Source organism: Gilliamella sp. B14448G11 (assembly GCF_016101765.1).
GTDB lineage: Bacteria > Pseudomonadota > Gammaproteobacteria > Enterobacterales > Orbaceae > Gilliamella > Gilliamella apicola_N.
Genome location: NZ_JACFPX010000006.1, coordinates 119,724 through 145,328, shown reverse-complemented (window position 1 = coordinate 145,328; position 25,605 = coordinate 119,724). Strand labels below are relative to the sequence as shown.

The following is a 25,605-nucleotide window of genomic DNA, read 5'->3' as shown; positions in this document are numbered from 1 at the left end:
AAAATAGTGGTAGTCTTACTTTTGCCATCCAAACAGGAATTCTAAATGAGTGTACAAATAGAAAAAGTTATTTTACATAAATTAATCAGAAAAAATGACACTGAAATTGAACTGCAACTTCGTGATTCAATGCTAAGCAATCAACAAGCGGTTGTCAATTTAATTGAGGATATTAACCGTATTTATAATAATAAAAGCAAAGCTTATGGGCTATTCAATAGTGAAAGTCTGTTTGAACAATCGCTTAAAGAATTACGTTTAGGCAACCAAGATTTTTTGCATTTTAGTCAAGAATCGACCAAACAACTACGCAATGAACTCGCTAAATACCCGTTTGCCGAAGGTGGCACGGTGGTCTTTTGTCATTACCGTTATCTAGCTGTTGAATACTTAATTATTGCAGTATTAAATAGCTGTTCAAGTATGTTAGTTAATGAACAGCTTGATATAACCGAAACCCAATATTTGGATATTGATCATGCTGATATTATTGCACGAATTGATATCACTGAATGGGAAACCACACCAGATTCAAAACGCTATTTAACCTTTTTAAAAGGGAGAGTTGGGCGCAAAGTGTCTGACTTTTTTATGGACTATTTAGGCGCCAGTGAAGGATTAGATGCGAAAGCTCAAAATAAAACTTTAGTGAAAGCGGTTGATGACTATTGCCAAGAAATGCAATTTGATAAACAAGACAAAACCAGCGCCCGTGAAAATGTCTATAATTATTGTCAAGCTCAATTACAAGCAGGCGAAGAGATCGAACTCAAAAATCTGGCTAATGAATTGCCGGCTAATGGTGAAAATAATTTTGCTGAATTTGTAAAAAATAGCGATTACGATTTAGAAGAGACCTTTCCAGTTGATCGTAGTGCACTGCGTCAACTCAAAAAATTCTCAGGTAGTGGCGGTGGATTAACCTTAAGTTTTGATTCTGACTTATTAGGTGAACGAATTAAATGGGATCCGCAAACTGATACACTAGTGATTAAAGGTGTTCCACCAAATTTACGCGATCAATTACAACGTAATAGCGGTTCAAAATAATCATCACATCCAATTATCAGGAACATAAAAATATGAAATACATTGGTGCACATGTTAGCGCAGCAGGGGGAGTTGATAATGCTCCAATCAACGCCTATCAAATTGGCGCAACAGCTTTTGCCTTATTTACAAAAAATCAAAGACAATGGCATGCTAAGCCACTTGAATCAGCCATGATTGATAGCTTTAAAAAACGCTGTGAACGGTATGGCTTTACCAGTAAACAGATCTTACCGCATGATAGTTACCTGATAAATCTAGGTAGTCCTGACAATGAGCAACTCGAAAAATCACGAACGGCTTTTTTAGATGAGATGCAACGCTGTGAACAGTTGGGACTCACCTTATTAAACTTTCATCCGGGTAGTCACTTACAAAAAATATCGGTTGATGACTGTTTAGCGCGTATTGCTGAATCGATAAATATCACTTTAGATAAAACCAAAAACGTGGTTGCTGTGATTGAAAATACGGCTGGGCAAGGATCTAACTTAGGTTATAAGTTTGAACATCTAGCACAAATCATTGACAAAGTTGAAGATAAAACTCGTGTGGGTGTTTGTATTGATACCTGTCATGCCTTTGCTGCTGGTTATGATTTACGTACCGAAAAAGCCTGTAAAGAAACGTTTGATGAATTTGAAAAGATTGTTGGCTTTAAATATTTACGGGGCATGCATTTAAACGATGCCAAAAGTGAACTCGCCAGCCATGTTGACCGCCATGACAGTTTAGGTAAAGGTAACATCGGTCAAACAGCATTTAAATTTATCATGCAAGATCCGCGAATTGACGAAATACCGCTCATTCTTGAAACCATTGACCCAGATATTTGGGCTCAGGAGATTGCTTGGTTAAAAGAGCAAGCTAAGTAGTGAGAATGAAAAAAACGATAACAAATTAATCAAAAAATAATGATGATTAGTTTATTGCTCTTATTAAATTGTGGTGTTTATGCTCACAAGCGCCACAAAACCAAGCTCCATCTATCCCTAACATTACATATATCACACTTAATATAATTGAATATCTAGCCAATGAATTAGCTTTCGATTACACGTTGCTCTTAATAAATATTACTTTTTATTATTTTTATGGCAAAAGTTGTTGGCAAAAACTATCTTTTTAATTTAAAAATAAAATCAATAATATTAAAAAAATTTAATAGAAATGGATCATTTAGTTATTTGGTTGCAACCGTTTGTTTAATAAAAGGAATAAAGAAATAAAATGTTAAACAAATTAGTATATTTTCTGTTTATGTTTTTGCCTTATCATTTTTCATCTCTATCCATCCATTACATGAATATTTTATACCTAGATGTGATTATCGACATTAATGTGAGAGTGGAGTGTAATTAAAAGTAGTAATACTTTTTTATCATTTTGCATATTAAAAACTTTAAGTTTAGGCTCGATAACAGAAATGGCTCGAGTACAAATAATCTTTAATGTATTACAATCAAGAAAAAAATAACTTAATTAAATACAACTAAAAAATAGTATAAAATATATAGCTTTAACTTGTAGCCATTTTTGGATGATGCCCAATAAACTTATCTAGTCATTATGAAATGATTTGTAATGATTTACATCGTTTTATATTTATTTAAATGGCAAAATTGAATTAGAATAAGTCGCGATTAAAAAGCTACAAATAAGTTGCAAATACAAATGGATACCCAAGATTTGAGCCTTAATAGGAAAATAAAGGAATATGAAAGAAATAAAACAATTATCAACTAAAACTCACACATCCGAAGAATTAATTACCGTTATCTTTAAGCCATTAAGTGAACAAGATAAATCTTTACCAACACGGATAACACAATATATCTTGTATGGTGATGAAATTGATGTATTAGTCGATTTAGAGAAATTATGTCAAATACCTAATAAGGCAAATGATCTTTATGAATTATTGCAAAGCCCCTCAGGTATTTATCGTTCACGTTTTTATTACTTTAGTTATGAGAAACTTCATCCATCATTTAAAGCTCGCATTGACGTGTATAAGTCTTGGACCGATATTTATACACCAGAACAAATAATTCGATTTGCCCGAGTTTTTGCCACTTTAATTGACCATTTACATTTTATTAAACGTATAAACGAGCAAATCCCATCATGGTTTCTCTATTTGTTATATGATGGACTGATTACCACGTTACCATCTTATGATGATTGCGAAAACGAAAATGGAATTATTGAACGTGAAAATTGGTCAGTACAACAATTACATCAATTTCTTGAAATTGAACAAGCAGGATTAGGTGAAAAGTTACTATTTGCCATTTTTGACCGTCAAAATATTCCTGTTATACGTGTTGGTTTATTTAAATATTTTAACCGATTGAATGGATTATTGAGTTATATTCAAGAACGAATTGAATTATTTAAGCAGCTCCCCTCACTCGGTTTAGCACTTTTTGGGCAGATTGATCAACTTAAATATATTCAACGATATCCAAAGCTTCAGTTGCAACTAGTTGATTTTCTTGCAATGCAGGCGTTAAATACATCCAAACAGGTGAATCAATTAGCTATAGAAATACTATTTAACTTACCACATGAGCTGGTTCAACCCCAATTACAACACTTTTTAACTTCAGGCTCGGCTAAGGAGCGCGCTAATGCCGCAATATTACTCTCTCGAATCATTTCTGAACCGACAATTTTACAGCAAGCTTTAGCCAACGAAACTAATAAAACAGTTATTGCTACCATTGAAAGTGCTTTATCGAGATTAGAAAGTGCCAATGAAGCCAAACAGCAAGCGAATTTAGTTATTCCTGATTTTGAACCAATTAGTGATACACAATTACCAATTACTGCTCGTGATGTTTTACAGCAAAATTTTGACGAGTTCCTTATCGAATGTAAAAGAGCGATGCAAAATGAGCTAGAGGAAAACAAAGAAAATAATACATCATGGAGTTATAATCAGTACCGTTATAAAAGGTTGAAAACAGTGACGTTAAAGTCTCTTGATAAGGTCTTTGAATATTTAAATGGTAAAATCGATCGCTCAGCATTATACAAAGAAATTGACGAGAAAATTGATTTTGATTTTTTACTTATTAAAAATCGATTATCAAACTTACCAGAATTTTCTTTATTTCACTTATTTCGAATGAGACGATTAATTGATGATTCAAGTGTTACTTATTATTTTAATCGATTATACGAAAACTATGACGTTGTTAAAAATGCCGATCTTAGACAAATAGCTGATGTGTTTAAAAAAATTAATATCATTCCAGATGTTGAATATACAATTGCACTACCGTTTTTAAGCAGTGATGTTTTTCACGATATTTATGAAAATGAACCCTATAAATTGTGGGCTTTTTTTGCTGAAAATGAGTTTTTAATTGATGAAGCATTGGGTTTTGCTCCTCTACAATTCGCTCAGTCTCGTTATGATCGTATTGATAGAGTTTGTACCATAAAAATATTACAGCTATTTCCAACTATTCCAGCTAAATATGTCGCTTATCTATTTGAATTAGCTTTAGGTGAAAGTAAGCAGATACGTTATGTAGCGCAAGATGCCTTAAGACAGATCCCCAATATACATAATCAAATTGAACAAGCCTTATCCTCCGCAAAACAAGAGGTACGTATAGTTGCCGCTAATTGGTTGGCCGAGTTAGGAAAAACAAGCTCGATTAAAGCACTAAATGCTGCACTAAAAAAAGAGAAACGCGAAACAGTACAAGCAGCAATATTGATTGCGCTCGAAAAATTTGGTGAAGACATTAGTCAGCACTTAACGCCGAAAAAGTTATTGGCTGATGCCCAGAAAGGTTTAAAAGGTAAAATACCAACCGATTTTGATTGGTTTGATTTTAACTTAATACCGACGTTAACTTGGCAAAATGGTAAGACAGTTGAACCACAAATTATTGAGTGGTGGATCTGCTTAGCGGTCAAATTAAGAGATCCGTCTAATCTACTGTTAACAGTTTATAATCGATTGTTAAGCACCCAAAGTCAGCGACAATTAGGCGAATTTATTTTACAAAGTTTCATTAATCAAGATACCCGAACGCCAACACTGGAAGAGGCAGAGGCCAAAGCCAGCTTAGAGGCCAATAAACGATTGCAAGACTATATTGGATATTATCAGCGCTATCCAAAACAATTTTCTAGATACCAAAATATTACTTATGAGCAGGTTTTTGAAGAAATCAAAAATGAAACATTAGCAATCTATCTTGGCTCAGCCATTAAATCAAAAGGAATATTAGCATTAACCTGTGGTATTGAAGGCTCTATTGCAGTGTCTCTCTTACGCAGTTTTATGAAAAATCATTATCAACGTCGAGCACAAATTGAAGCGATGCTTGAACCACTGGCAAACAGTGATGATCCTATGATTATTCAACTATTATTGTCATTAGCTCGTCGCTATCGTACGGCATCCATTCAAGAAAAGGCCAGATATTTGGTAGAAAGTATTGCTGAACGTTCAGGCTGGAGTACAGAAGAACTGGCAGACCGCACCATATCGACGGCAGGATTAGATGATAATGGCTTGTTAATTCTTGATTATGGTGAGCGTACCTTTACTGTTAGTTTAGATGAACAATTTAAATGGCAATTGAAAAATGCTAATGGAGAAAAGATCAAAGCATTACCTGAAGCACGTAAAAGCGAAAACCCTGAATTAGTTAAAGAAGCCAAAAAACAGTTCAGCAATAGTAAAAAAGAGCTTAATCAATTGCTCACTATGCAAATTGGCCGTTTTTACGAAGCTATGTGTGCCGAGCGTCAATGGCGAGTAGAAGATTGGCAAAAATATCTGCAACCACACCCGATTGTGGGACGATTTATTCAACGTTTAGTTTGGTTACAATTGGATAATAACGGTCAGATTGTCAATAGTTTCAGGCCAACTGAAGATGGTAGCTTAATAACCAATCAAGATGACGAAATCTTACTTGATCAAAATCACTTTATAACTGTTGCCCATTCGGCGTTACTCGCGAGTGATGATATAGCTCAATGGCAAGCGCATCTTAAAGATTACAAAATAACCCCATTGTTTGAGCAGTTTAGTCATGCATTTCCAGAGATAAGCAAATTTAACGATGGCGTTATTGATGACCGTTTAGGCTGGTTAACCGACAGTTTTACCATTCGTGGTATTTTAACCAAATTGAGTTATGAGCGTGATACTACTGAAGATAGCGGATGTTTTTATGGTTATCATAAATACTTTGGCAGTTTAGGTATTTATATCAATATTGAATTCAGTGGCAGTATGCTACCTGAAGAAAATATTCCAGCAGTACTTTATAACCTTTATTTCAGTAATAAAAAGGGATGCAAAGATAGAGCAATTGCGCTCGATAAACTACCCAAAGTATTATTAGCCGAAGGTTATGCTAATTATATGGCTGTTGCAAATGCTAGTAGTGGTTTTGATCCTAATTGGAAAGATAAATTAATATGGTAAAACATGGTCAAAATCTGATGAAACACATCATCCTTGATTTGGTTATGGGTTATATGATTGTCGAGATTAGTGTACAAAAGTATTGCTACTAAAAGTAGTAATACTTATTTACCATTTTCGATGTTAAACATTTTAGTTTTAAGTAGATAACAGAAATGGATCGCGTAAAAATATAATGAAAAACAATAAAGTAAAAAATAAATTTAATAAATAAAACTAAAAATAATAAGGAATATAAAATTCCAGCTCGTAGCCATTATTTGATAACGTCCAATAAACTTATCAAACATTAAGAATTGATGTGTATTGATTTAGATAGTTTTATGTTTATTTAAATGGCGACATTAGATTGGAATGAATAGCAATTAAAAGTTATAAATATGCTGAAATTATAAATGGATACCTAAGATTTGAATCTTAATATGAAAACAAAGGAATATGAAAACAACTGAACAATTATCAACAAGTCCACATAAATCTAGACACTTAATTAGCATTATCTTTGGCCGATTAAGTAACTTTGACGAATCTTTCCCAAAAAGGATCACACAATATATCTTGTATGGAGATGAACTTGATGTGTTGACCGATTTTGATAAATTATGCCAAATACCCGATAATGCTAATGAAATTTATCAATTATTGAGAAGCCTTTATGGTTATCCTGATTCATGGGATAAATATGAATTAAAGAGTTATGCGTCGACACAAGGCTGTATTGATTTTTATAAGCTTTTGACGGATGTTTATACACCAGAACAAATCATTCGATTTGACCATTTTTTTGCCATTTTATGTGAGCATTTAGGTTTTATTAAACATATAGATAAGCAAATCCTCTCATGTTTTATCTATCTGTTATATGATGGACTGCTCATCACTATCTTTAACCCATTAAGTGAATTAGACAAGTCTTTACCAGAACGGATAACGCAATATATCTTGCATGGTGATGAACTTGATGTGTTAGACGATTTTGATAAATTATGCCAAATACCCGATAATGCTAATGACATTTATGACTTATTGAGAAGACCTTCTGATTATTATAGTACATGGGATGAATTTGAACCAAAAACTCATCCATCGGTAAAAGCTCGTATTGATTTTTATAAGTTTTGGATGGATGTTTATACACCAGAGCAAATCATTCGATTTGCCCGGATTTTAGCCATTTTATGTGACCATTTAGATTTTATTAAACATATAAGTAAGCAAACTCCATCATGGTTTATCTATCTGTTATATGATGGACTGATTACTCAGTTACCACCTTATTATGAAGAATATTGTATAAACGGAATTTATTTGCGCAAAAGTTGGTCAGTCCACAAATTACATCAATTACTTGAAATTGAACAAGAAGGATTAGGCGATAAGTTGCTGTTCGCGATTTTTGACCGTAAATATATTACTTTTATTGCTGTTGATCGTTATCAATTTTTTGGATATTTTACGCAGTTGGATGGGTTATTGAGTTATATTCAAGAACGCATTGAATTATTTAAACAACTCCCCTCACTGGGTTTAGCGCCTTTAGGACAGATAGAACAACTTAAATACATTCAAAGATATCCAAAGCTTCAGTTGCAATTGGTTGATTTTATTGCCATGCAGGCGTTAAATTCTTTCAAACCGGTTAACCAATTAGCCACAAAAATGCTATTTAATTTACCACATGAACGGATTCAATCCCAATTACAACACTTTTTAACTTCAGGAGAGGCTAAAGAGCGTGCTCATGCCGCAATATTGCTCTCTCGAATCATTCTTGAACCGACAATTTTACTACAGGCTTTAGCTAACGAAAGAGATGAAACAGTTATAGCTACCATTAAAATTGCTTTATTGAAATTAGAAACTAGCAATACAGTTAAACAGCAAGCTAATTTAATTATTCCTGTTTTTGAACCACTTGTTGACACGCCATTGCCAATCACAGCTCGTGATATTTTACAACAGAATTTTAACGAACATCTTATCGAATGTAAAAAATTGATGGAAAATGAGCTAGCGGAAAACAGAGAAAATAATACATCATGGGATTATGAAAAAAACAGTTATAAATTGTTGCAAACAGTGACATCAAAGTCTCTGGATATTATCTTTGATTATTTGAATGGTAAAATCGACTACTCAACATTATTCAAAAAACTTGATAAGAAAATTGATGTTAGTTTTTTAGCAACTAAAGATCGACTATCAAATTTACCTGAATTTTCTTTATACCACTTATTTAGAATGACACTCTTAATTAAAGATAGACATGATTGTCTCTATTTTCAAAATGTATACGCAAAATATGACATTGTTAAAAATTTCGATCTTAGACAAGTAGCTGATGTGTTGTTAAAAATTAATATTATTCCTGATGTTAAGTATAAAATCGCTTGGGTGTTTTTATCTAGTGATTATTTTCATAACATTTATGAGAATGAACCCTATAAATTATGGGCTTTTTTTGCTGAAAATGAATTTTTAATTGATGAAGCATTGGGTTTGGCTCCTCAACAAACATCTTATTTTATTAATAAAGCTTATCCCATAAAAATATTACAGATGTTTCCAACGATTCCAGCGAAATATGTCGCTTATCTGTTTGAATTAGCTTTAAACGAAAGTAAATATACACAACATAAACTGTATGTCTTAAGACCAAACCTCAATATAGATAATCAAGTACGTTATGCAGCACAAGATACTTTAAGGCAGCTCCCCAATATACATATTCAAGTTGAACAAGCTTTATCTTCTCCGAAACAAAAGGTACGTATTGCCGCAGCTAATTGGTTGGCCGAGTTAGGACAAAAAAGCTCAATTAATGCATTAAATGCTGTGCTAAAAAAAGAAAAATGCAAAACAGTACAAGCGGCGATATTAGTAGCATTGGAAAAAATGGGTGAAGATATTAGTCAGCACTTAACTGCAAAAAAATTATTGGCGGATGCCCAACAAGGCTTAAAAGGTAAAATACCCACTGGCCTTGATTGGTTTGATTTTAACTTAATACCAACGTTAACTTGGCATAATGGTGATAAAGTTGATTCACAAATTATTCAGTGGTGGATCTGTTTAGCGTTCAAATTAAAAGATCCGATTAATCCGCTGTTAACGATCTATAATCGCTTGTTAAGCACCCAAAGTCAGCAGCAATTAGGCGAATTTATTTTTCAAAGTTTCATTAATCAAGATACCCGAACGCCAACGCTGAAAGAGGCGGAAGCCAAAGCCAATGCAGAGGCCGATAAACGCTTGCAACAACGTATTTTAAGTTATCAGCGCTATCCAGAATTTTATTCTGACTATAAAGATATAACTTATGAGCAGGTTTTTGAAGAAATTAAAAATGAAACATTAACAACCTATCTTGGCTCAGCCATTAAAGCAAAAGGAATATTAGCGTTAATCTGTGGTATTGAAGAAAGTGTAGCGGTGTCACTCTTAATTAGCCGTTTTTACCAAGCCATGTGTACCAAGCGTCGATGGCGAGTGAAGGATTGGCAAAAATATTTACAACATCATCCACTGGTGAGTCGATTAATTCAAGATTTGGTTTGGTTACAATTAGATAAAAATGGTCAGCTCATCAATAGTTTTAGGTCTAATGAAAAAGGCTACTTTACGACAAATGAATATGGTGCAGAAGTTTTACTCTATGAAAATCAATTTATTACCGTTGCTCATTCAGCTTTACTCTCAAGTGATGATACCGCACAATGGCAAGCGTATCTTAAAGAATACAAAGTAAATACATTGTTTGATCAGTTTAGTACTTCATTACCCGATATGAGTAAATTTAAAAATGGTATTATTGATGACCGTTTAGGTTGGTTAACCGATAGTTTTACCTTACGTGATGTTTTAAAGAAATTGGGTTACGAGCGTGATAATGCTGAAGATGGCGGGTGTTTTTATAGTTACTATAAATACTTTGACACTCTCAATATCTATATCAATATTGAATTCAGTGGTAGCATGCTACCTGAAGAAAATATTCCAGCAGTGCTTTATAACCTTTATTTCAGTAATAAAAAAGGTTTCAAAGATAGCGCAATCGCGCTTGATAAACTACCCAAAGTGTTATTAGCCGAAGGTTATGCTAACTATATAGCAGTAGCCGACGCATCCAATGGTTTTGACCCTAATTGGCAAAATAAAGTGATATGGGATACATGACTAGAAGTTGAGGGATCATGTTTTTCTTGATTGCAATGGGGTTTACATGATTTAGAACAGTTAATACCTGAATTGATTTGTCATTAAATTTTATATGACAAAGATGCCATGGTTCTTGATGATCTAAAGGTATTATCAAAAACGAATAAATATAATAAACGGATTTATAGACTGTTTAGTATGCCTGATATTGTTGCTCAAAGTAATGATAACAGCAAAAATCGATACTAATGACATCTCGCTTGGGTTATTAGCCGAGAGTTTTGTTGATTATATGGCGGTTGCCAACGTATCAAGCGAATTTGATTTAGATTGAAAGGATGAAAAAAATGGTAAATCAGAAACAAGTAATACGATTCACTGCAGAAGAGCGTTATAGCCAAGAATTGGCAACGTTAAGCAAAGCCGATAATGACAATAATAAACCCCAAGGTTGGCTATTATCACCAAAATCCGTTCGTCAATTTATTTTAGGTAACGACACATTAGGCATTAGCCGTAAATTTTTTGGTGACGATCCGTTAGTTGATCGTGCAATTGTATCACTATTAGGAAAACAAGGTTTAATGCTCGTGGGGCAACCCGGCACAGCAAAATCCATGTTATCTGAATTACTGGCAGCAGCAATAAGTGGTGATTCGAATTTGACCATTCAAGGGACAGATGGTACCAGCGAAGATCATATCCGTTATTCATGGAATTATGCTTTACTGCTTGCCGAAGGACCAACTGAACGGGCATTAATTGGCTCACCTATCTATCAAGGTATGTTACAAGGAAAAATAGTCCGCTTTGAAGAGATAACCCGATGCCAACCTGAAATTCAAGATATGCTGGTATCGATTATGTCCGAAAAACAAATGATGATTCCCGAAATGGGGCCTAACAGCGTTATCAAAGCTAAACCTGGATTTAATATTATTGGTACAGCAAACTTACAAGATCGTGGCGTGCATGAAATGTCTGCGGCATTGAAGCGTCGTTTTAACTTCGAAACCGTTAATCCTATTGCTGATAAAAGTTTTGAAATTGAATTAATACAACGCCAGCTTAATCAAGAGTTAGGCGAATTAACTTCACAAATCGTTATCCCTATTGATGTCATTGAATTGTTGGTAACCACCTTTCAAGAACTCAGACAAGGTCAAACCACAGAGGGTGCCAAATTAAAAACACCTGATGCAGTTATGTCAACGGCCGAGGCGGTGAACATTGCCTATGCATCTGCGTTAGATGCCCATTATCTTGGTGATGGAACATTGACAGGTGAACAAATTGCCAAACAACTGATTGGCGTTGTTTTGAAAGACAATGCGGATGATATTAAAAGAATCCAGTTTTATATGGATAATGTGGTACGTGAACGTGCTAAAAAATCCGATATTTGGCGTAGTTTTTATCAAGTATCAAAAACTTTTTGGAAATAACAAATCGCTATGACAATCAGCCATTCACTATTACCAGAACGGTTATCAAAAGCGGTAGAAAGCCTAAAAGCGCTACAGCAAGAACAGATCTATTTTGCGCCAGTGCGCCATCATAGTCCCGCATGCAGCTATGCATTAAAACAGTTGATAAAGGAAGTTCAGCCAACACATATATTGATAGAAGCGCCATCTAGCTTTGAGGCTATTATGGCGCAATTATTACATAGTGACACAAAGCCACCTATCGCCGTACTATGTCAAACCAAAAAAAACATTGATCAACTAATAACAAGTTCCGAGCCAGAAACGGAAGATGATACTGATGATACCGACGATATAACACCTAAATCAATTACCTATTCAGCATTTTATCCATTTTGTCATTACTCACCGGAGTGGTTGGCAATGCAAATGGCAAAAAAACAACAGGCTGATATACAATTTATTGATTTGCCTTGGAGTTTACAAACGGATCAAAGTATTGATTATGATTCGGATTATAATCGTTCTCTACTTTCTGAAATTTATCTTAAACACAGCCAATATATACAACGTTTAATGCAAAAACTGCACTGCCGAGATCATGATGAAGTTTGGGAGCATCTATTTGAATTAAAAGATTATGATGAAATCGCTGATTGGCAGACGTTTTTTGTTGATACGTTTGTTTGGTGTGCCATGTCAAGGCTTGATTACACACAAGAGTCGCTAATTGCGGAAGGATCAGTCCAGCGCGAACAGTATATGTTAACCGCTATTGGTCAGCTAAAAAAATCCAAACCACAAGCCAAAATTGTCGTAGTAACAGGGGGATTTCATACTTTAGCGTTAATAGAGGGATTATGGCAAAATCAGCTTGTATTACCTAAAAGATCAGATGTTACACAGTTTAACCGCCAACAAAAAAATAGTGCGAACGATCAAACATGGCTAATTCGTTACAGCTTTGATCGTCTTGATGCGTTAAATGGTTATGCTTCGGGTATGCCATCACCCGCGTATTATCAAGCAGCTTGGCAATCGATATTGCATTATGATAAAGCGACTAATAAAAAACAATCAGGGCGAGAATATCGCCAACGGTTAACCTTAGCTTTACTGTCTGAAATTGCCGATAAATTACGCCAACAACCAAATTATAATAGTTCAACTGGATTTGTTCCTTTAAAATCAGCCATTGAACAAGCTACATTACTTGCTGATTTGCGTGGACATGTTGGAGCAGGGCGATATGATTTATTCGATGCTATTCAATCTTGCTTTATTAAAGAGAGCATTGACACTACGCATAGTGAGTTTTGGTTGTCAGTGCAAAGTTGCTTATCAGGCAATCTACTAGGCCAAGTGCCGACTAGTACGTCACAGCCACCACTGGTTAATGACATCTATTTAACTTTAAAAAAATATCGTTTCAAATTGGATGATACCAACCCAAAACTTACTCATATTGATATTTATCGCAAGCCTAATCATCGACAACGTAGCCGTTTTTTGCACTTGATGACCTTTTTAAATGTTGGTTTTGCTAATCGACTTGATGGTCCTGATTACATTCATGGCCAACGTTTAAATGTGATGTTTGAAGATTGGCGTTATGCTTGGACACCAATGGTTGAAGCAAGATTGATTGAATTATCTCAGCAGGGAGCTAAGCTGGAACAAATTGCTATAAATAAATTGCAATTGGACGCCGAGCAGCTTATACACGATAAGACGGGGTCGGTAAGTCTTATCGCCGTTGAGCAGTTAACCCATGCTGCTTTAATGGGATTAGATGATTACTTTAACCATTTAGTTGATAATTTTGCAGATTTTATTGAAAGTGATGGTGAATTGAGTTCACTCATCCATTGTGGACACCGTATGGTTTACTTATGGCAAGGTCAAACTTTTTTACAACTTAAAGCCACATCCACTTTACTTACGTTATTAACTAAAATTGTTAAACAGAGTTTTTTCTTGTTAAATAAACTTAAACAACATGAAAATGAACAGCAACAGCAAAATTTAAAAGTATTACTTTCATTTAGAGATTTATTAAATTATCTGCCCGATGAGCTTGATGTTAAGCAACTTAAACAGGATTTTTACCATAATTTGTCCCGTTTACAACCAGAGTTAACTCAGGCTCCTTTGATTCGTGGTGCTATCGATAGTATGAGTTATTTAGACTCCTATTTAAACCAACAACAACTGGAAGATAATATAAAAATTAACTTCAGTTTAGGTACTAAAAATGAACAAGCAATTAGCTATTTTATTGGCATCATGCAATGTACACCTGAATTAGTAATACATTCATCCATTTTATTGGATAGTTTAGATCAATTACTGATTGATTGGTCACCTGAGCAATTTATCGAAATTTTACCTGATTTACGTTATGCTTTTTCTCAATTAAATCCAAAACAAAATGCTTCGTTAGCCGAAAAAATTGCAAAAAAATATCAGATTGCTGATGCTGATTTGCATTTTCAACAGCATCAATTTAGTGAAAATCAGCTACAAAAGGCGCTCTTGCTGGAATTGTTTATTACGGAAAAAATGGAACAGCTACATCTTACCGATTGGTTCAAACAGTAGGCATTGGCATGATTAACGATAAACAAACTAAAAACAGCAAAACAGACGAGCAAGTTAAGCGTTGGCGTTTGATATTAGGTCAATACGCCGATGAACATCTAAACAGCAATAATAATTTAGGCATATACGATAAGCAAATTGATCAAGCTTTAGATTACCTTTATCAACATGAATATCGTTCTCGGGGTTTATTAATGGAAGATAAAAACCAATCAAACTCAAAATATGGTGGAAAAGAGAGTTCTGTCTATAATACAGTAAATTGGTTGCGACAATCCCGCAAATTATTTCCTAAAAGTACTTTTGAACGAATGCAAAACCAAGCTATTGAACGATATCATCTTGAAGGTATTTTAAACGATCCTAATGCCGTTAAAGAGTTACAACCCAACTTCAATTCTGTACGACTTTTAATGAGCTTACGAGGTAAGCTCAGTAACAGTGTTCAAGATGAGGTAAAAGCGCTTATCAAAAAAGTGGTGGATGAAATTTTACAAAAAATCCAGACGAATTTTATTAATGCCATGACAGGCAAAAAAAATCGATTTAGACGCTCATTAATTAAAAATAACCAAAATTTTGATTGGCGAGCAACCATTAAAGCTAATTTAAAACATTTTGATCATGATAAACAACGCATCATAATTGAAAAGGCCATTTTTAACTCTCGCGCTACTCGCCAACTTCCTTGGGATATCATTTTATGTGTTGACCAAAGCGGTTCAATGGATAGCTTTATTTTCTACTCGGCTGTGTGTGCCAGTATCATTACACAGTTGCCGGCTGTTCGTTTACATTTATTGGTTTTTGATACTCAAGTGGTGGATTTAACTCATTTAGCGAGCGATCCAGTCGAAATACTCATGACAGTACAACTCGGTGGTGGTACTAATATTGGTTATGCACTAAATTATGCGGAACAAAAAATAATAAATCCAAGTCGTACCGTCATGGTTGTGGTCAGTGATTTTTGTGAGGGGGTGAATTTAACTAACCTTTATACAACTGTTGCACGCCTTAATGCTAATCGAGTTAAAATGCTGGGTTTAGCTGCATTAGATTACTTGGCAACCCCCGTTTATGATCTGCAAGTAGCCCAAGAACTCGCCAATCGGGGAATGGAAATTGCGGCTTTAACACCCGAACATTTTGCTACTTGGCTTGCAGAGGTGATGAAATGAGTTGGTATCAAATCTACTTAAATTACGATCAAGATGCTTTGGCTGTCTATGCTAATGTTGGCGTCATTCGACGTGCACTCAAAGATATTGAAGCTAATAAAGTTAAATTAATCGAACACAATCAATCACATTTGATATTTGAGGTTGATAACCAACAAGTCAAACTGACACCACAAGGTATTCAAGCGGCAAAGTGTAGCTGTCCAGCCAGTGATCATTGTAAACACATAATAGCTTCTGTGTTATGGTTACACGAAAATCCACTTATCGATGAATCCAAAGTTACCCCTAATTGTGACACACTTAATCAACCACTTGAATCCTCTAAATCACATAGTGATCCTTTAGCCGAGCTATTAGCAATTGAGAGTAGCCAGTTATTTAAAACAGTGGGCAAAGCCAATATACGACTGGCTTATCAATTACTGTTTGATTGGTTACAAAGCGATGCGGTAACTGTGCAAACTCAGGGAGTTCAACTTCGTATTCAAGTTCCACAAAGTACCACCCCAGTTATTTACACAGCGGGTACGGGCTTTGCTGGCATCATTTCAGAATTACCCGATAAGCAAAAACAGGCCGTACATTTAGCCGTTATTGCTTATCTATTCCAACAAAATCAAAAAAGCTGGCAATGGCCTGAACAGATTATTTCAGAACATCAGCAAAATAATCAGCAAGATCAGCTTTGTGATGATGAAATTATCTTGATAAAACAGATACAAAATCAAATCAACACGTTAATAGAGCATGGCTTGTCGCATGTAAGTGCCAGCCAAGCTAACCAATTACAATTACTTAATATGTCAGCCCGAGCACAAGGTTTACCAATGTTGGCTGCCATGCTTAGGCAATTGTGCCAATTAGTTGAGATGCAAGTTAATCGGCATTTCGCTATTGAAGAGCAAGATATCATCTTACTTTTAGCTCGCTTAACCGTTCATTTGCAAACAATATTAAATAGCGAAGGTGAACAACTTGCCAATTTACGAGGAAAACAAAAACGCCAATACCAGAGCAACCAGCAAACGTTAGATTTATTGCCATTAGGTGCTTATTGGTGGGAAAGTAAAACCGGTGCACAAGGTGCCACTTTTTACTTTTGGAACCCTAACGATAATCAGTATTACCAAACAACGCTAGCTAGATCCAATAAGGCTGACATTAATTTTAATCAATATTCTATATGGCATCGTATTTCATTATGGCAATCAATGCCGAATATATTGATGAGAAAACGATTCTCACTGAATAATCCTCTTCTTGCTGAAGGCAATAACTTATCAAGTACTGGAGCGAGTGTGGTGATAAAATCGATAGGATGGACTGATCTGGATTATCAAGAATTTCGAGCCTTTAATGGTTTTCGAAACTGGAAAGAACTGAGTCGTTATCTACAAAATAGTGATGTCAGTGACGGCTTGTTTGATCAGGTCATCGCTATTCATATTACCAATACCCAAAAACCGGTATTAGATGAAATTAATCAAAGTTTAATCTGGTGTATAAAAGACAATAAAAACAATGATCTTTTATTACAACTTTTTTGGGATGGAAATTATTCACAGCGCATTGATACGCTAAACCTTTTGCTAAGAACGGCTCATCAACCATTGACAGTATTGGTAAAATGCATAAAAAATGACAGTAATTTAGATCTTGAACCTTTTGCAATCATTTATAAAGAGTCGAAAACCGAACAAATCAACATCGCCAATTTGGATTTTGATTATGAATGGTTATATCCAAAAGGAAAAAATTATAAAGCCTTTGAAGCATCCAAAGAACCGGTATTAAAAAAACAGATGACGCAAATCAATTACCAACAAGATCCTATTGTGACATATATCATCAAACCTACACTGGCATTACTTGAAGCAATCACCAGTTCTGGGCGATTGATCTTATCTAACGCAGATAAACAAAAAATAAACCAATTACAATACCAATGCGATACACTTGGCTTAACTACGTTAAGCCACACCCTAAACAAATTAGCACAAAACCAACCGATAGAAATCAAACATATTCTACAAACAGCCTATCTATGCCAGCTAATGAACAATACACACTATCAATTACCAATAGTGATAAGGGAAGATGAAACATAACCAAAAATCAAACAATACCAACGGATAACGTGATTCAAACAACAGAAAATAGTTTAGGAAAAAATCGCTTATTGAGATTTTGATAAACTATTTTCTTTAATATTCAGATTGAATTATCCAACTCACTAACAAGTGTGACGATTTCCGGTAGAATATCGAGTATTAAAGCTAATTGTTGCATTACCAGTAGATCGCTATTGGTCTGATCGTCATTGATTGAGATCGTTTCAACATAATCGGTAACTAACTGTTTAATGGCTTGATATTCACTGTCTAGTTTTTTATCACTGAGAAGATTAATAATATAAACCGTTAAATCGTCAAATAGGTCAAGAGTTTTGGGGGAGATACTTTTATCTCGATGTGCTCCTAACGTTGATAAATAGCTGATAAGTATATGATTTAGGGTGAGCAGGCGAAAGCCTTTATCGATGATTGCCTGATTCATATGAGGCTCTTTAGTCATTAAACTGATTAGTGATGACAAATCGGCACTGCTATCGTGTGCGGCACGGCGTGCGACACGATATTGAGGATCATTGGTTTTACCCGATAGATATTGCTGTCCAATTAATGCCAAATAGTGACTGTCGTCATGACAAACACGATCCACTAATTTAGGTAGGTTTCTGAACTTCCAGTCAGGCCAGATAAAGCTCACCGCAAGCCAAGCAATAAAACATCCAATTAATGTGGCTATAATTCGTGAAATAGCAACCGATATGCTACTTTCACCAATCAAACTGAAACTAAAGAATACCAATAACGTAATAAACGCAGTGGCATAAGCATATTGGGAATTTTTAAATAAGAAAAACAGCCAGCCAGTTATAATAATGAGCACTAACTGTTCAGGCACACTCGGGAACAAAAAGGTCAACGGAATGCCAACTACAATCCCTAAAATAGTGCCAATAACACGCAATTTTAATCGATGTTTTGTGGTGGAATAGTTAGGTTGACACACAAACAAACTGGTTAAGATGATCCAATATCCGTGCGATAAACCTGAACAGAGAATTGCCATATATCCCACAAAAAAGACTAAACTCATTCGCACTGCATGGCGAAATAGTGGAGACTTAACGGTCAAATTACGCTTAATTTTAGCAAATAGATCGTGAAAGCTAGTTAGCTCTTCGTCAATCAATTGATTATCTTCTTGCTCTTTAGAGAGGTGCTGTTCAGTATCAATGTTTGTTAGCAGCAGATCGATAGAGAGTAGATTTTGATGCAAATTTTTTAAGGATTTAATCAAAAGCATGTCAGCTCTATTGCTGAATTGATATTGAGCGATGGCTTCCTCAAGATAAGTAAAATAGCGCGCAAACAGTGAATCATGTTGATAGGTTTGGTTTAACTTGATAGCTATTGCTAACTGCGTGCAGGCTTTGGCTTGCAAATTTAAAATTCGCGCAAAGCGAAATAGAATATCGCTATGTTTAAAATGTTCACTTAATGCTTGATATTGTCCATGTGCTGAACTTGCACGTTCATGAATATCTTGCGCTACAAAATAGTAACTTAGCAGTTTACGAATGTAAGACTGTCCGCGATAACTTTTTAAACGGTTAAATAGAGAGCGTTTTGTGTCATTAAACGCACCAATTAACTGATTATTACTTTCGGTTAATTGCAACGTTTGCTTTTTAAATCCGTCAGTTTCATCGGGATCGAACATTGCTGCTTTGGCATCCAAATATTGCGCTAACTTCATAAAGCAGATAGACAGTGACTGTTGAGTCGTGCGAATAGGTTGAATGATTGATTCAATTAGCGATACCACGTTGTACCACAGTGCACCGAGTAATAAAAAACAGGGTAGAGTAAATTTATCATCAAATAAATTATGGCCAAGCATTGTATAAGCAGCAATCAATAACGATCCAAAGGCAATTACTCCATAACGCTGCCCGAGTGAACCCAGCATAATAAAAATAAAGGTAGAAGACACCAGCCCAATCATAAACAGTGCAGGGTAATCAAATAATAACTCGACCGAAAACGTACCCAGTGCAAAACAGAACAACGTCAACACTAGATTAATACAACGGCTGAGTAACCGAGTATCAATCTCAGTTAATCCAGCTGCCACCACACCAAGCGTGAGCGGAATAACCAATGTTGTCTGGCCAAAATACCAAGGCACTAGAGTAGAGCCAGTTAAGCTAATAAGCATGCGGATGCTAAACAGAAGGTTACTGCTGTAAAAGACTTTACGCAAAGTCAAAATAAAAGGATGCACAAATGTTGGTTTTCGTAGAGTTAATAAGATGGAGGGTAGAATACTATATTGTTGACAGTTATTAAAGAGGGTGGAATTTTTTGGTTGAAAATAACAATAACTAATATACATATTATTAATTATTTTAACGTCATCTGAATTGAATGTTTTTCCTTAGATTAATGAATTTGAGTGTTCAAATATGAGTCAATTTTTCTTAGATATTTTTAACAATTTGATAACTCATTACATATTAAATTTGATAAAGAATCTGAAACGGTATAGACTCCTGAATTATTTTTACAAAAATTATATTTACATCTATTATTTATAGGATTTTAAAAAAAATTTTAATGTTTTTGGTTACCAAAAATATACATGTCTGCGTCACGCACTAACTAAGAATGATATATTTAGCAATTTCAATATAGAGCATTTCTTTGTGTTGTTTAATTACGTGAAAGTTAACTAAGTATTTAATTGAGTAAATAAAGAATCTGAAACGGTATAGACTCCTGAATTATTTTTACAAAAATTATATTTACATCTATTATTTATGAGATTTTAAAAAATCTTTTAATGCTTTTGGTTACAAAAATATTTATGTCTGCGTTGCGCACTAACTGATAATTACATATTCATCAATTTCAATATAGGGCATTTCTCTGGGTTGTTTAGCTACGTCAAAGTTAATTAAGTTTTTAATTGAGTAAAAAAGAATCTGAAACGGTATAGACTCCTGAATTATTTTACAAAAAATCTATTTTCATCTATTGTTTATGGGATTTTAAAAAATCTTTTAATGCTTTTGGTTACAAAAATATTCATGTCTGCGTTGCGCACTCACTGAGAATTATATATTCATCAATTTCAATATAGGATATTTCTTTGTGTTGTTTAATTACGTGAAAGTTAACTAGGTATTTAATTGAGTAAATAAAGAGTCTGAAACGGTATAGACTTCTGAATTATTTTTACAAAAAATTTATTTTTAATTATTATTTATGAGCTTTTAAAAAAGCTTTTAATGCTTTCGGTCACAAAAATATTCTTGTCTGCGTCACGCACTAACTGAGAATTATTTATTTAGCAATTTCAATATAGGGCATTTCTTTGTGTTGTTTAGTTACGTGATAGTTAATTAGTTTTTAATTGGGTAAAAAAGAATCTGAAACGGTATAAACTCCTGAATTATTTTTACAAAAAATTATATTTACATCTATTATTTATGGGACTTTAAAAAAACTTTTAATGCTTTTGGTTGAAAAACATCCATACCCGTGTTGAATAGTGTTTGATAATTATATATATTTATTTAATATCTTGTTATAGGTCAAAAAAATGGCTTGTTATCGGTATCAAGCGTGGATAATCTACGTTAAGATAATAGGCTAGCAATTAATTACCAAGGAAAAACGTTTATGACGACTGAAGAAATGACAACACTTGATAAAATCAAAAAGCAGATTGCTGAAAATCCTATCCTTTTATATATGAAAGGTTCGCCAAAATTGCCAAGTTGTGGCTTTTCGGCTCAAGCAGTGCAGGTTTTATCTCAATGTGGCGTGCCGTTTGCTTATGTAGACATTTTACAAAATCCTGATATTCGTGCAGAACTACCAAAATTTGCTAACTGGCCTACTTTCCCACAATTATGGGTTGAAGGTGAATTAGTAGGAGGATGTGATATTATGATCGAAATGTTCCAAACTGGTGAACTGCAAACGCTAATTAAAGAAACAGCGGAAAAGCATCCAATTTAGGATAGTTTTTCTCAACTTAACTTAGATTCAAAGGTCATTTAAGAGCGCGTATGCGCTCTTTTTATTATTCTGTTTGTTGATCGGACTCTGGGCTTAATTGTTCACCATTCAACTCATTATCTAACTCTGCTTGTAGTGATATATCGGCAAGTGGCCATCCTCCTAATCGTTTATATCGATTAACAATTTCACAAAATAAAATAGCCGTTTTTTGGGTATCATAGAGTGCTGAATGGGCTTGTTTGTGGTCAAATGGGATTTTTGCCACTTCACAGGCTTTAGCCAAAACCGTTTGTCCAAATATTAAACCACATAGGGATGCGGTATCAAAGGTTGCAAATGGATGAAATGGATTACGTTTTATTCCTGCACGCTCTGCTGCTGTCATTAAAAAACTATGATCAAAGTGAGCATTGTGAGCAATAATTACCGCACGGTTACAATCGTTTGCTTTTATACCCGATCTTACCATTTTGAAAATTGCTTCAATTGCAATTTTCTCATCCACTGCGCCACGTAAAGGATTATTGGGATCAATCCCATTAAATGCCAGCGCGGTAGGCTCTAAAATTGCATCAGCAAATGGATTGACATTAAATTGCAAGGTTTGATCAGGCTCAATCCAACCATCTTTATTCATTTTTAACGTAATGGCGGCGATTTCTAAAATGGCATTTTGTTTAGGATCGAAGCCAGATGTTTCGATATCAATCACTACAGGATAAAAACCCCGAAAACGTTCACATAATTTTGCGTTTGGCACAATAGTTATCTTATTTGTTAAAAAATGAAAATTATTATGCCAGTTTTTAATGTATTCGCCTAGTTTTACCTTTACTGAAGTACTTTCCTAAATCAAACAAATGGCACGCATTGGTTAAATCAATTAACATCTTTGCATCATATGAATCAATTTTTGTTTAGATTGTTCAATATCTTTGATCCATTGAGCATTTAAACGTTTGGTATGTTTGGGTAGGTAACTCAAACGATGCTCTATGATTTGTAATACATTATTTGCTTTATCGATTTGGTTCCAGCCAATTAAGGTCTGTAAATAAAATGAAATTGCTTCTAAACTCGGGATGTAGCTAATTAAATTTTCTAATTCTTTTTTAGCTTGTTCTCTTTCGTTGAGTGAAACCAAAACTCTAGCATAGAGTAAATGACTTTCATCAGAATTATAATCGGGATTTTTTTCACTTAAAAAATTTAACGTCTCTTTCGCTTTAGTATACTGATGATCCATAAATAACGCATAAGCATATTGCAGCAAAATATCGGGTGAGGTTGCATAATTACCTGTTAATGCTTGTTGGTAGTATGTCAAAGCTTCATCAGCTCGATTATTGTCAACCAACGCTTTGCCTAAATTGATTTGTGTTTTGATGGTTTGCGAAGCTTCATATTTTTTTTGGGCTTCGAGTAATTCGCGCTCAGGATCCTGTGTTTTACGTAGTTTTGTTCCAATCTGGTAACCAACCGGCGTAGAGCGTAACTTAGGTAAACAAATGGCGGCAAAATAGATCAAACTGCCCAAAAATGGCACCATAAATATTATACAAATCCAATACCTATCCTGTTGAGTACGAATTGCATGGAATATAAAAAATAATGCAATAACGCTACTTAATCCAATTCCTAAAAACGGCACAATAATATCCTTTTAGTGAATGTACATAAAACAGCATAATTTGACACGGCGTTAAGTCTAAATAAACTTTCATAATTTAGCAATATTATCAATAAACAAATGTTTAGGATTTTTGTAAATGTCAGAAGATTAAATAACTTAAGAACACTTAATAAAATATATTGGTGAGATAATTGATAAAAGTGATTATAATTATTAACTATAACTTCTTTTAATAAGATAGATAAAATGCATCGTAATGAACTTGAACAAATAATTAATAATGAATTACAAATAAGTCGATACCGAGACTATGCACCTAATGGATTGCAGGTAGAAGGTCGAAATGAGGTTAAGAAAATTGTTACAGGCGTTACGGCTTGTCAATTATTGTTAGATAAAGCTGTGGAATTGCAAGCTGATGCCGTGCTGGTACATCATGGTTTTTTTTGGAAAAATGAACCGCAAACTATTACGGGCATAAAATATCGACGAATAAAAACGCTTTTGTCACATGATATTAATTTGTACAGTTATCATTTGCCTTTAGATGGTCATCTTGAATTGGGTAATAATGTTGAACTGGCGAATTTGTTGGATATCAAGGTTGATAAACACGATGATATAACCGATTTCATGTTCACAGGTTCCTTAAACAATCCGCTTACAGCCTTACAGTTTAAACAACAGTTAGAGCAAGTATTACATAATGGTAAGCCCCAAGTATTGTTTTGTGGTGATAATGCACCGCAAATCATTGAGCGTATTGGGTGGTGCAGTGGTGGTGGACAAGACTTTATTGAGCAAGCAGCTCAACTGGGTTGTGATGCATTTTTTACAGGTGAAGTATCCGAGCGCACTATTCATATTGCCCGTGAATATGGTATTAATTTTTATGCAGCGGGTCATCATGCCACCGAACGTTATGGCATAAAAAAGCTAGGTGAATGGTTAGCAAGTCGCTATGGCTTGCAATGTATTTTTGTCGATATCGATAATCCAGCATAACAAAAGTTGAATTTAACTTAGAAATAACGCATACTTATTCGTAGTTTTTATAATCTTCAAAGCTGTTTTGAAAACAGATAATATGAGAGGTCATTTTATGTTTACAGGAAGTCTGGTCGCCCTTATTACACCAATGGATTCAAAAGGAAATGTAGACCACGTAAGCTTAAAAAAATTGGTCGAATATCATATTGCTAATGGTACATCAGCTATTGTTTCTGTTGGAACAACTGGTGAATCAGCAACGCTCGATCACAATGAGCATATTGATGTTATTAAGCGCACCATCGATTATGCTGATGGGCGTATTAATATCATTGCAGGAACAGGCGCAAATGCAACCAAAGAAGCAATAGAATTGACTAATAAAGTTGAAAATATTGGTGTAATTGGTTGTTTAACTGTGGCTCCTTATTATAATAAACCAACGCAAGAAGGTATGTATCAGCATTTTAAAGCCATTGCTGAAAGTACCGAATTACCTCAAATCCTATACAATGTACCAGGTCGTACTAGTAGTGACATTAAACCCGAAACAGTCGGACGTTTGTCAAAAATTAAAAATATCGTTGCTTTAAAAGATGCTACTGGTGATCTCTCTCGTGTTTTTAAAACACGAAGATTAGTCGGTGATCAGTTCAAACTTTTAAGTGGTGATGACGCAACTTTCTTAGATTTTATGATTTTAGGTGGAGATGGCGTCATTTCGGTTACTGCAAATGTTGCAGCAAAACAAGTTGCAGCGGTTTGTAAATTAGCTGCAAATAATCAAATTCAAGAAGCACGAGCGGTAAATGACAGTCTATTAGCACTGCACAACAATTTGTTCATTGAGCCAAATCCAACACCCGTAAAATGGGCGTGTACTCGATTAGGTTTAATAGACAATGGTACAATCCGTTTACCAATGATATCGCTGTCTGAATCTTCAATTCCAGCGGTAGAGCAAGCATTAAAAGATGCTAATTTACTGTAATTTATTTTC

The 25,605-nt window shown here is 34.6% G+C and carries 14 protein-coding genes; 11 read left to right on the top strand and 3 right to left on the bottom strand.

The annotated features are described in order from the left end of the window. Positions 1-45: 45 nt before the first annotated feature. From yejK to H3S88_RS06375, 8 genes are all read left to right on the top strand, one after another. The gene (gene yejK / locus H3S88_RS06410) at positions 46-1,050 is read left to right on the top strand and encodes a nucleoid-associated protein YejK (RefSeq protein ID WP_198228152.1); all 1,005 of its coding nucleotides are present in this window, start codon (positions 46-48) and stop codon (positions 1,048-1,050) included. Positions 1,051-1,082: 32 nt separating this feature from the next. Continuing rightward, a complete protein-coding gene (gene nfo, locus H3S88_RS06405) occupies positions 1,083-1,925 on the top strand; it encodes a deoxyribonuclease IV (RefSeq protein ID WP_198228154.1) in 843 nt (280 codons plus the stop codon). 842 nt (positions 1,926-2,767) lie between these two features. Then, positions 2,768-6,514 carry a DUF4132 domain-containing protein gene (locus H3S88_RS06400; RefSeq protein ID WP_198228156.1) on the top strand — a complete coding sequence of 1,249 codons (3,747 nt, stop codon included), beginning with the start codon at positions 2,768-2,770 and terminating at the stop codon, positions 6,512-6,514. Between the two features lie 438 nt (positions 6,515-6,952). Continuing rightward, positions 6,953-10,690 carry a DUF4132 domain-containing protein gene (locus H3S88_RS06395; protein ID WP_198228158.1) on the top strand — a complete coding sequence of 1,246 codons (3,738 nt, stop codon included), beginning with the start codon at positions 6,953-6,955 and terminating at the stop codon, positions 10,688-10,690. Between the two features lie 320 nt (positions 10,691-11,010). Then, a complete protein-coding gene (locus tag H3S88_RS06390) occupies positions 11,011-12,117 on the top strand; it encodes an AAA family ATPase (protein WP_370528587.1) in 1,107 nt (368 codons plus the stop codon). A gap of 9 nt (positions 12,118-12,126) precedes the next feature. Continuing rightward, complete coding sequence (locus H3S88_RS06385) at positions 12,127-14,700, top strand: DUF5682 family protein (RefSeq protein ID WP_198228161.1); 2,574 nt, start codon at positions 12,127-12,129, stop codon at positions 14,698-14,700. Between the two features lie 8 nt (positions 14,701-14,708). Then, complete coding sequence (locus tag H3S88_RS06380) at positions 14,709-15,881, top strand: VWA domain-containing protein (RefSeq protein ID WP_198228163.1); 1,173 nt, start codon at positions 14,709-14,711, stop codon at positions 15,879-15,881. Then, positions 15,878-17,992 carry a hypothetical protein gene (locus H3S88_RS06375; RefSeq protein WP_198228165.1) on the top strand — a complete coding sequence of 705 codons (2,115 nt, stop codon included), beginning with the start codon at positions 15,878-15,880 and terminating at the stop codon, positions 17,990-17,992. Before H3S88_RS06380 ends, H3S88_RS06375 begins: the two co-directional genes overlap by 4 nt. 103 nt (positions 17,993-18,095) lie before the next feature. Here the strand turns inward: H3S88_RS06375 and yccS are convergent, their stop codons facing one another. Further along, positions 18,096-20,237, bottom strand: a complete 2,142-nt coding sequence (gene yccS, locus H3S88_RS06370; RefSeq protein WP_370528586.1) for a YccS family putative transporter — start codon at positions 20,235-20,237, stop codon at positions 18,096-18,098. 1,415 nt (positions 20,238-21,652) lie between these two features. On the opposite strand from yccS, the gene H3S88_RS06365 reads away from it, so the two are divergent. Further along, entirely contained in the window at positions 21,653-21,979 is a 327-nt protein-coding gene (locus H3S88_RS06365; RefSeq protein ID WP_038518280.1) for a Grx4 family monothiol glutaredoxin, read from the top strand. A 64-nt stretch (positions 21,980-22,043) separates the two neighbouring features. Here the strand turns inward: H3S88_RS06365 and rnt are convergent, their stop codons facing one another. Both rnt and H3S88_RS06355 read right to left on the bottom strand, forming a co-directional pair. Further along, the gene (rnt, locus tag H3S88_RS06360; RefSeq protein ID WP_307785759.1) at positions 22,044-22,742 is read right to left on the bottom strand and encodes a ribonuclease T; all 699 of its coding nucleotides are present in this window, start codon (positions 22,740-22,742) and stop codon (positions 22,044-22,046) included. 123 nt (positions 22,743-22,865) lie between these two features. Further along, positions 22,866-23,633, bottom strand: coding sequence for a tetratricopeptide repeat protein (locus H3S88_RS06355; RefSeq protein ID WP_198228169.1), 768 nt, complete (start codon positions 23,631-23,633; stop codon positions 22,866-22,868). A gap of 228 nt (positions 23,634-23,861) precedes the next feature. Between H3S88_RS06355 and H3S88_RS06350 the strand changes: the two genes are divergently transcribed. Beyond that, entirely contained in the window at positions 23,862-24,620 is a 759-nt protein-coding gene (locus tag H3S88_RS06350) for a Nif3-like dinuclear metal center hexameric protein (RefSeq protein WP_198228171.1), read from the top strand. A gap of 97 nt (positions 24,621-24,717) precedes the next feature. Beyond that, positions 24,718-25,596 carry a 4-hydroxy-tetrahydrodipicolinate synthase gene (gene dapA / locus H3S88_RS06345; RefSeq protein WP_198228173.1) on the top strand — a complete coding sequence of 293 codons (879 nt, stop codon included), beginning with the start codon at positions 24,718-24,720 and terminating at the stop codon, positions 25,594-25,596. Positions 25,597-25,605 lie beyond the last annotated feature (9 nt).

Excerpts from the sequence above, each read along its gene's own strand:
- nfo (WP_198228154.1), top strand. The coding sequence starts at position 1,083 with ATGAAATACATTGGTGCACATGTTAGCGCAGCAGGGGGAGTTGATAAT.
- H3S88_RS06400 (WP_198228156.1), top strand. The coding sequence starts at position 2,768 with ATGAAAGAAATAAAACAATTATCAACTAAAACTCACACATCCGAAGAA.
- yejK (WP_198228152.1), top strand. The coding sequence starts at position 46 with ATGAGTGTACAAATAGAAAAAGTTATTTTACATAAATTAATCAGAAAA.
- H3S88_RS06365 (WP_038518280.1), top strand. The coding sequence starts at position 21,653 with ATGACAACACTTGATAAAATCAAAAAGCAGATTGCTGAAAATCCTATC.
- H3S88_RS06350 (WP_198228171.1), top strand. The coding sequence starts at position 23,862 with ATGCATCGTAATGAACTTGAACAAATAATTAATAATGAATTACAAATA.
- H3S88_RS06380 (WP_198228163.1), top strand. The coding sequence starts at position 14,709 with ATGATTAACGATAAACAAACTAAAAACAGCAAAACAGACGAGCAAGTT.
- H3S88_RS06375 (WP_198228165.1), top strand. The coding sequence starts at position 15,878 with ATGAGTTGGTATCAAATCTACTTAAATTACGATCAAGATGCTTTGGCT.
- H3S88_RS06390 (WP_370528587.1), top strand. The coding sequence starts at position 11,011 with ATGAAAAAAATGGTAAATCAGAAACAAGTAATACGATTCACTGCAGAA.
- H3S88_RS06385 (WP_198228161.1), top strand. The coding sequence starts at position 12,127 with ATGACAATCAGCCATTCACTATTACCAGAACGGTTATCAAAAGCGGTA.
- dapA (WP_198228173.1), top strand. The coding sequence starts at position 24,718 with ATGTTTACAGGAAGTCTGGTCGCCCTTATTACACCAATGGATTCAAAA.
- H3S88_RS06395 (WP_198228158.1), top strand. The coding sequence starts at position 6,953 with ATGAAAACAACTGAACAATTATCAACAAGTCCACATAAATCTAGACAC.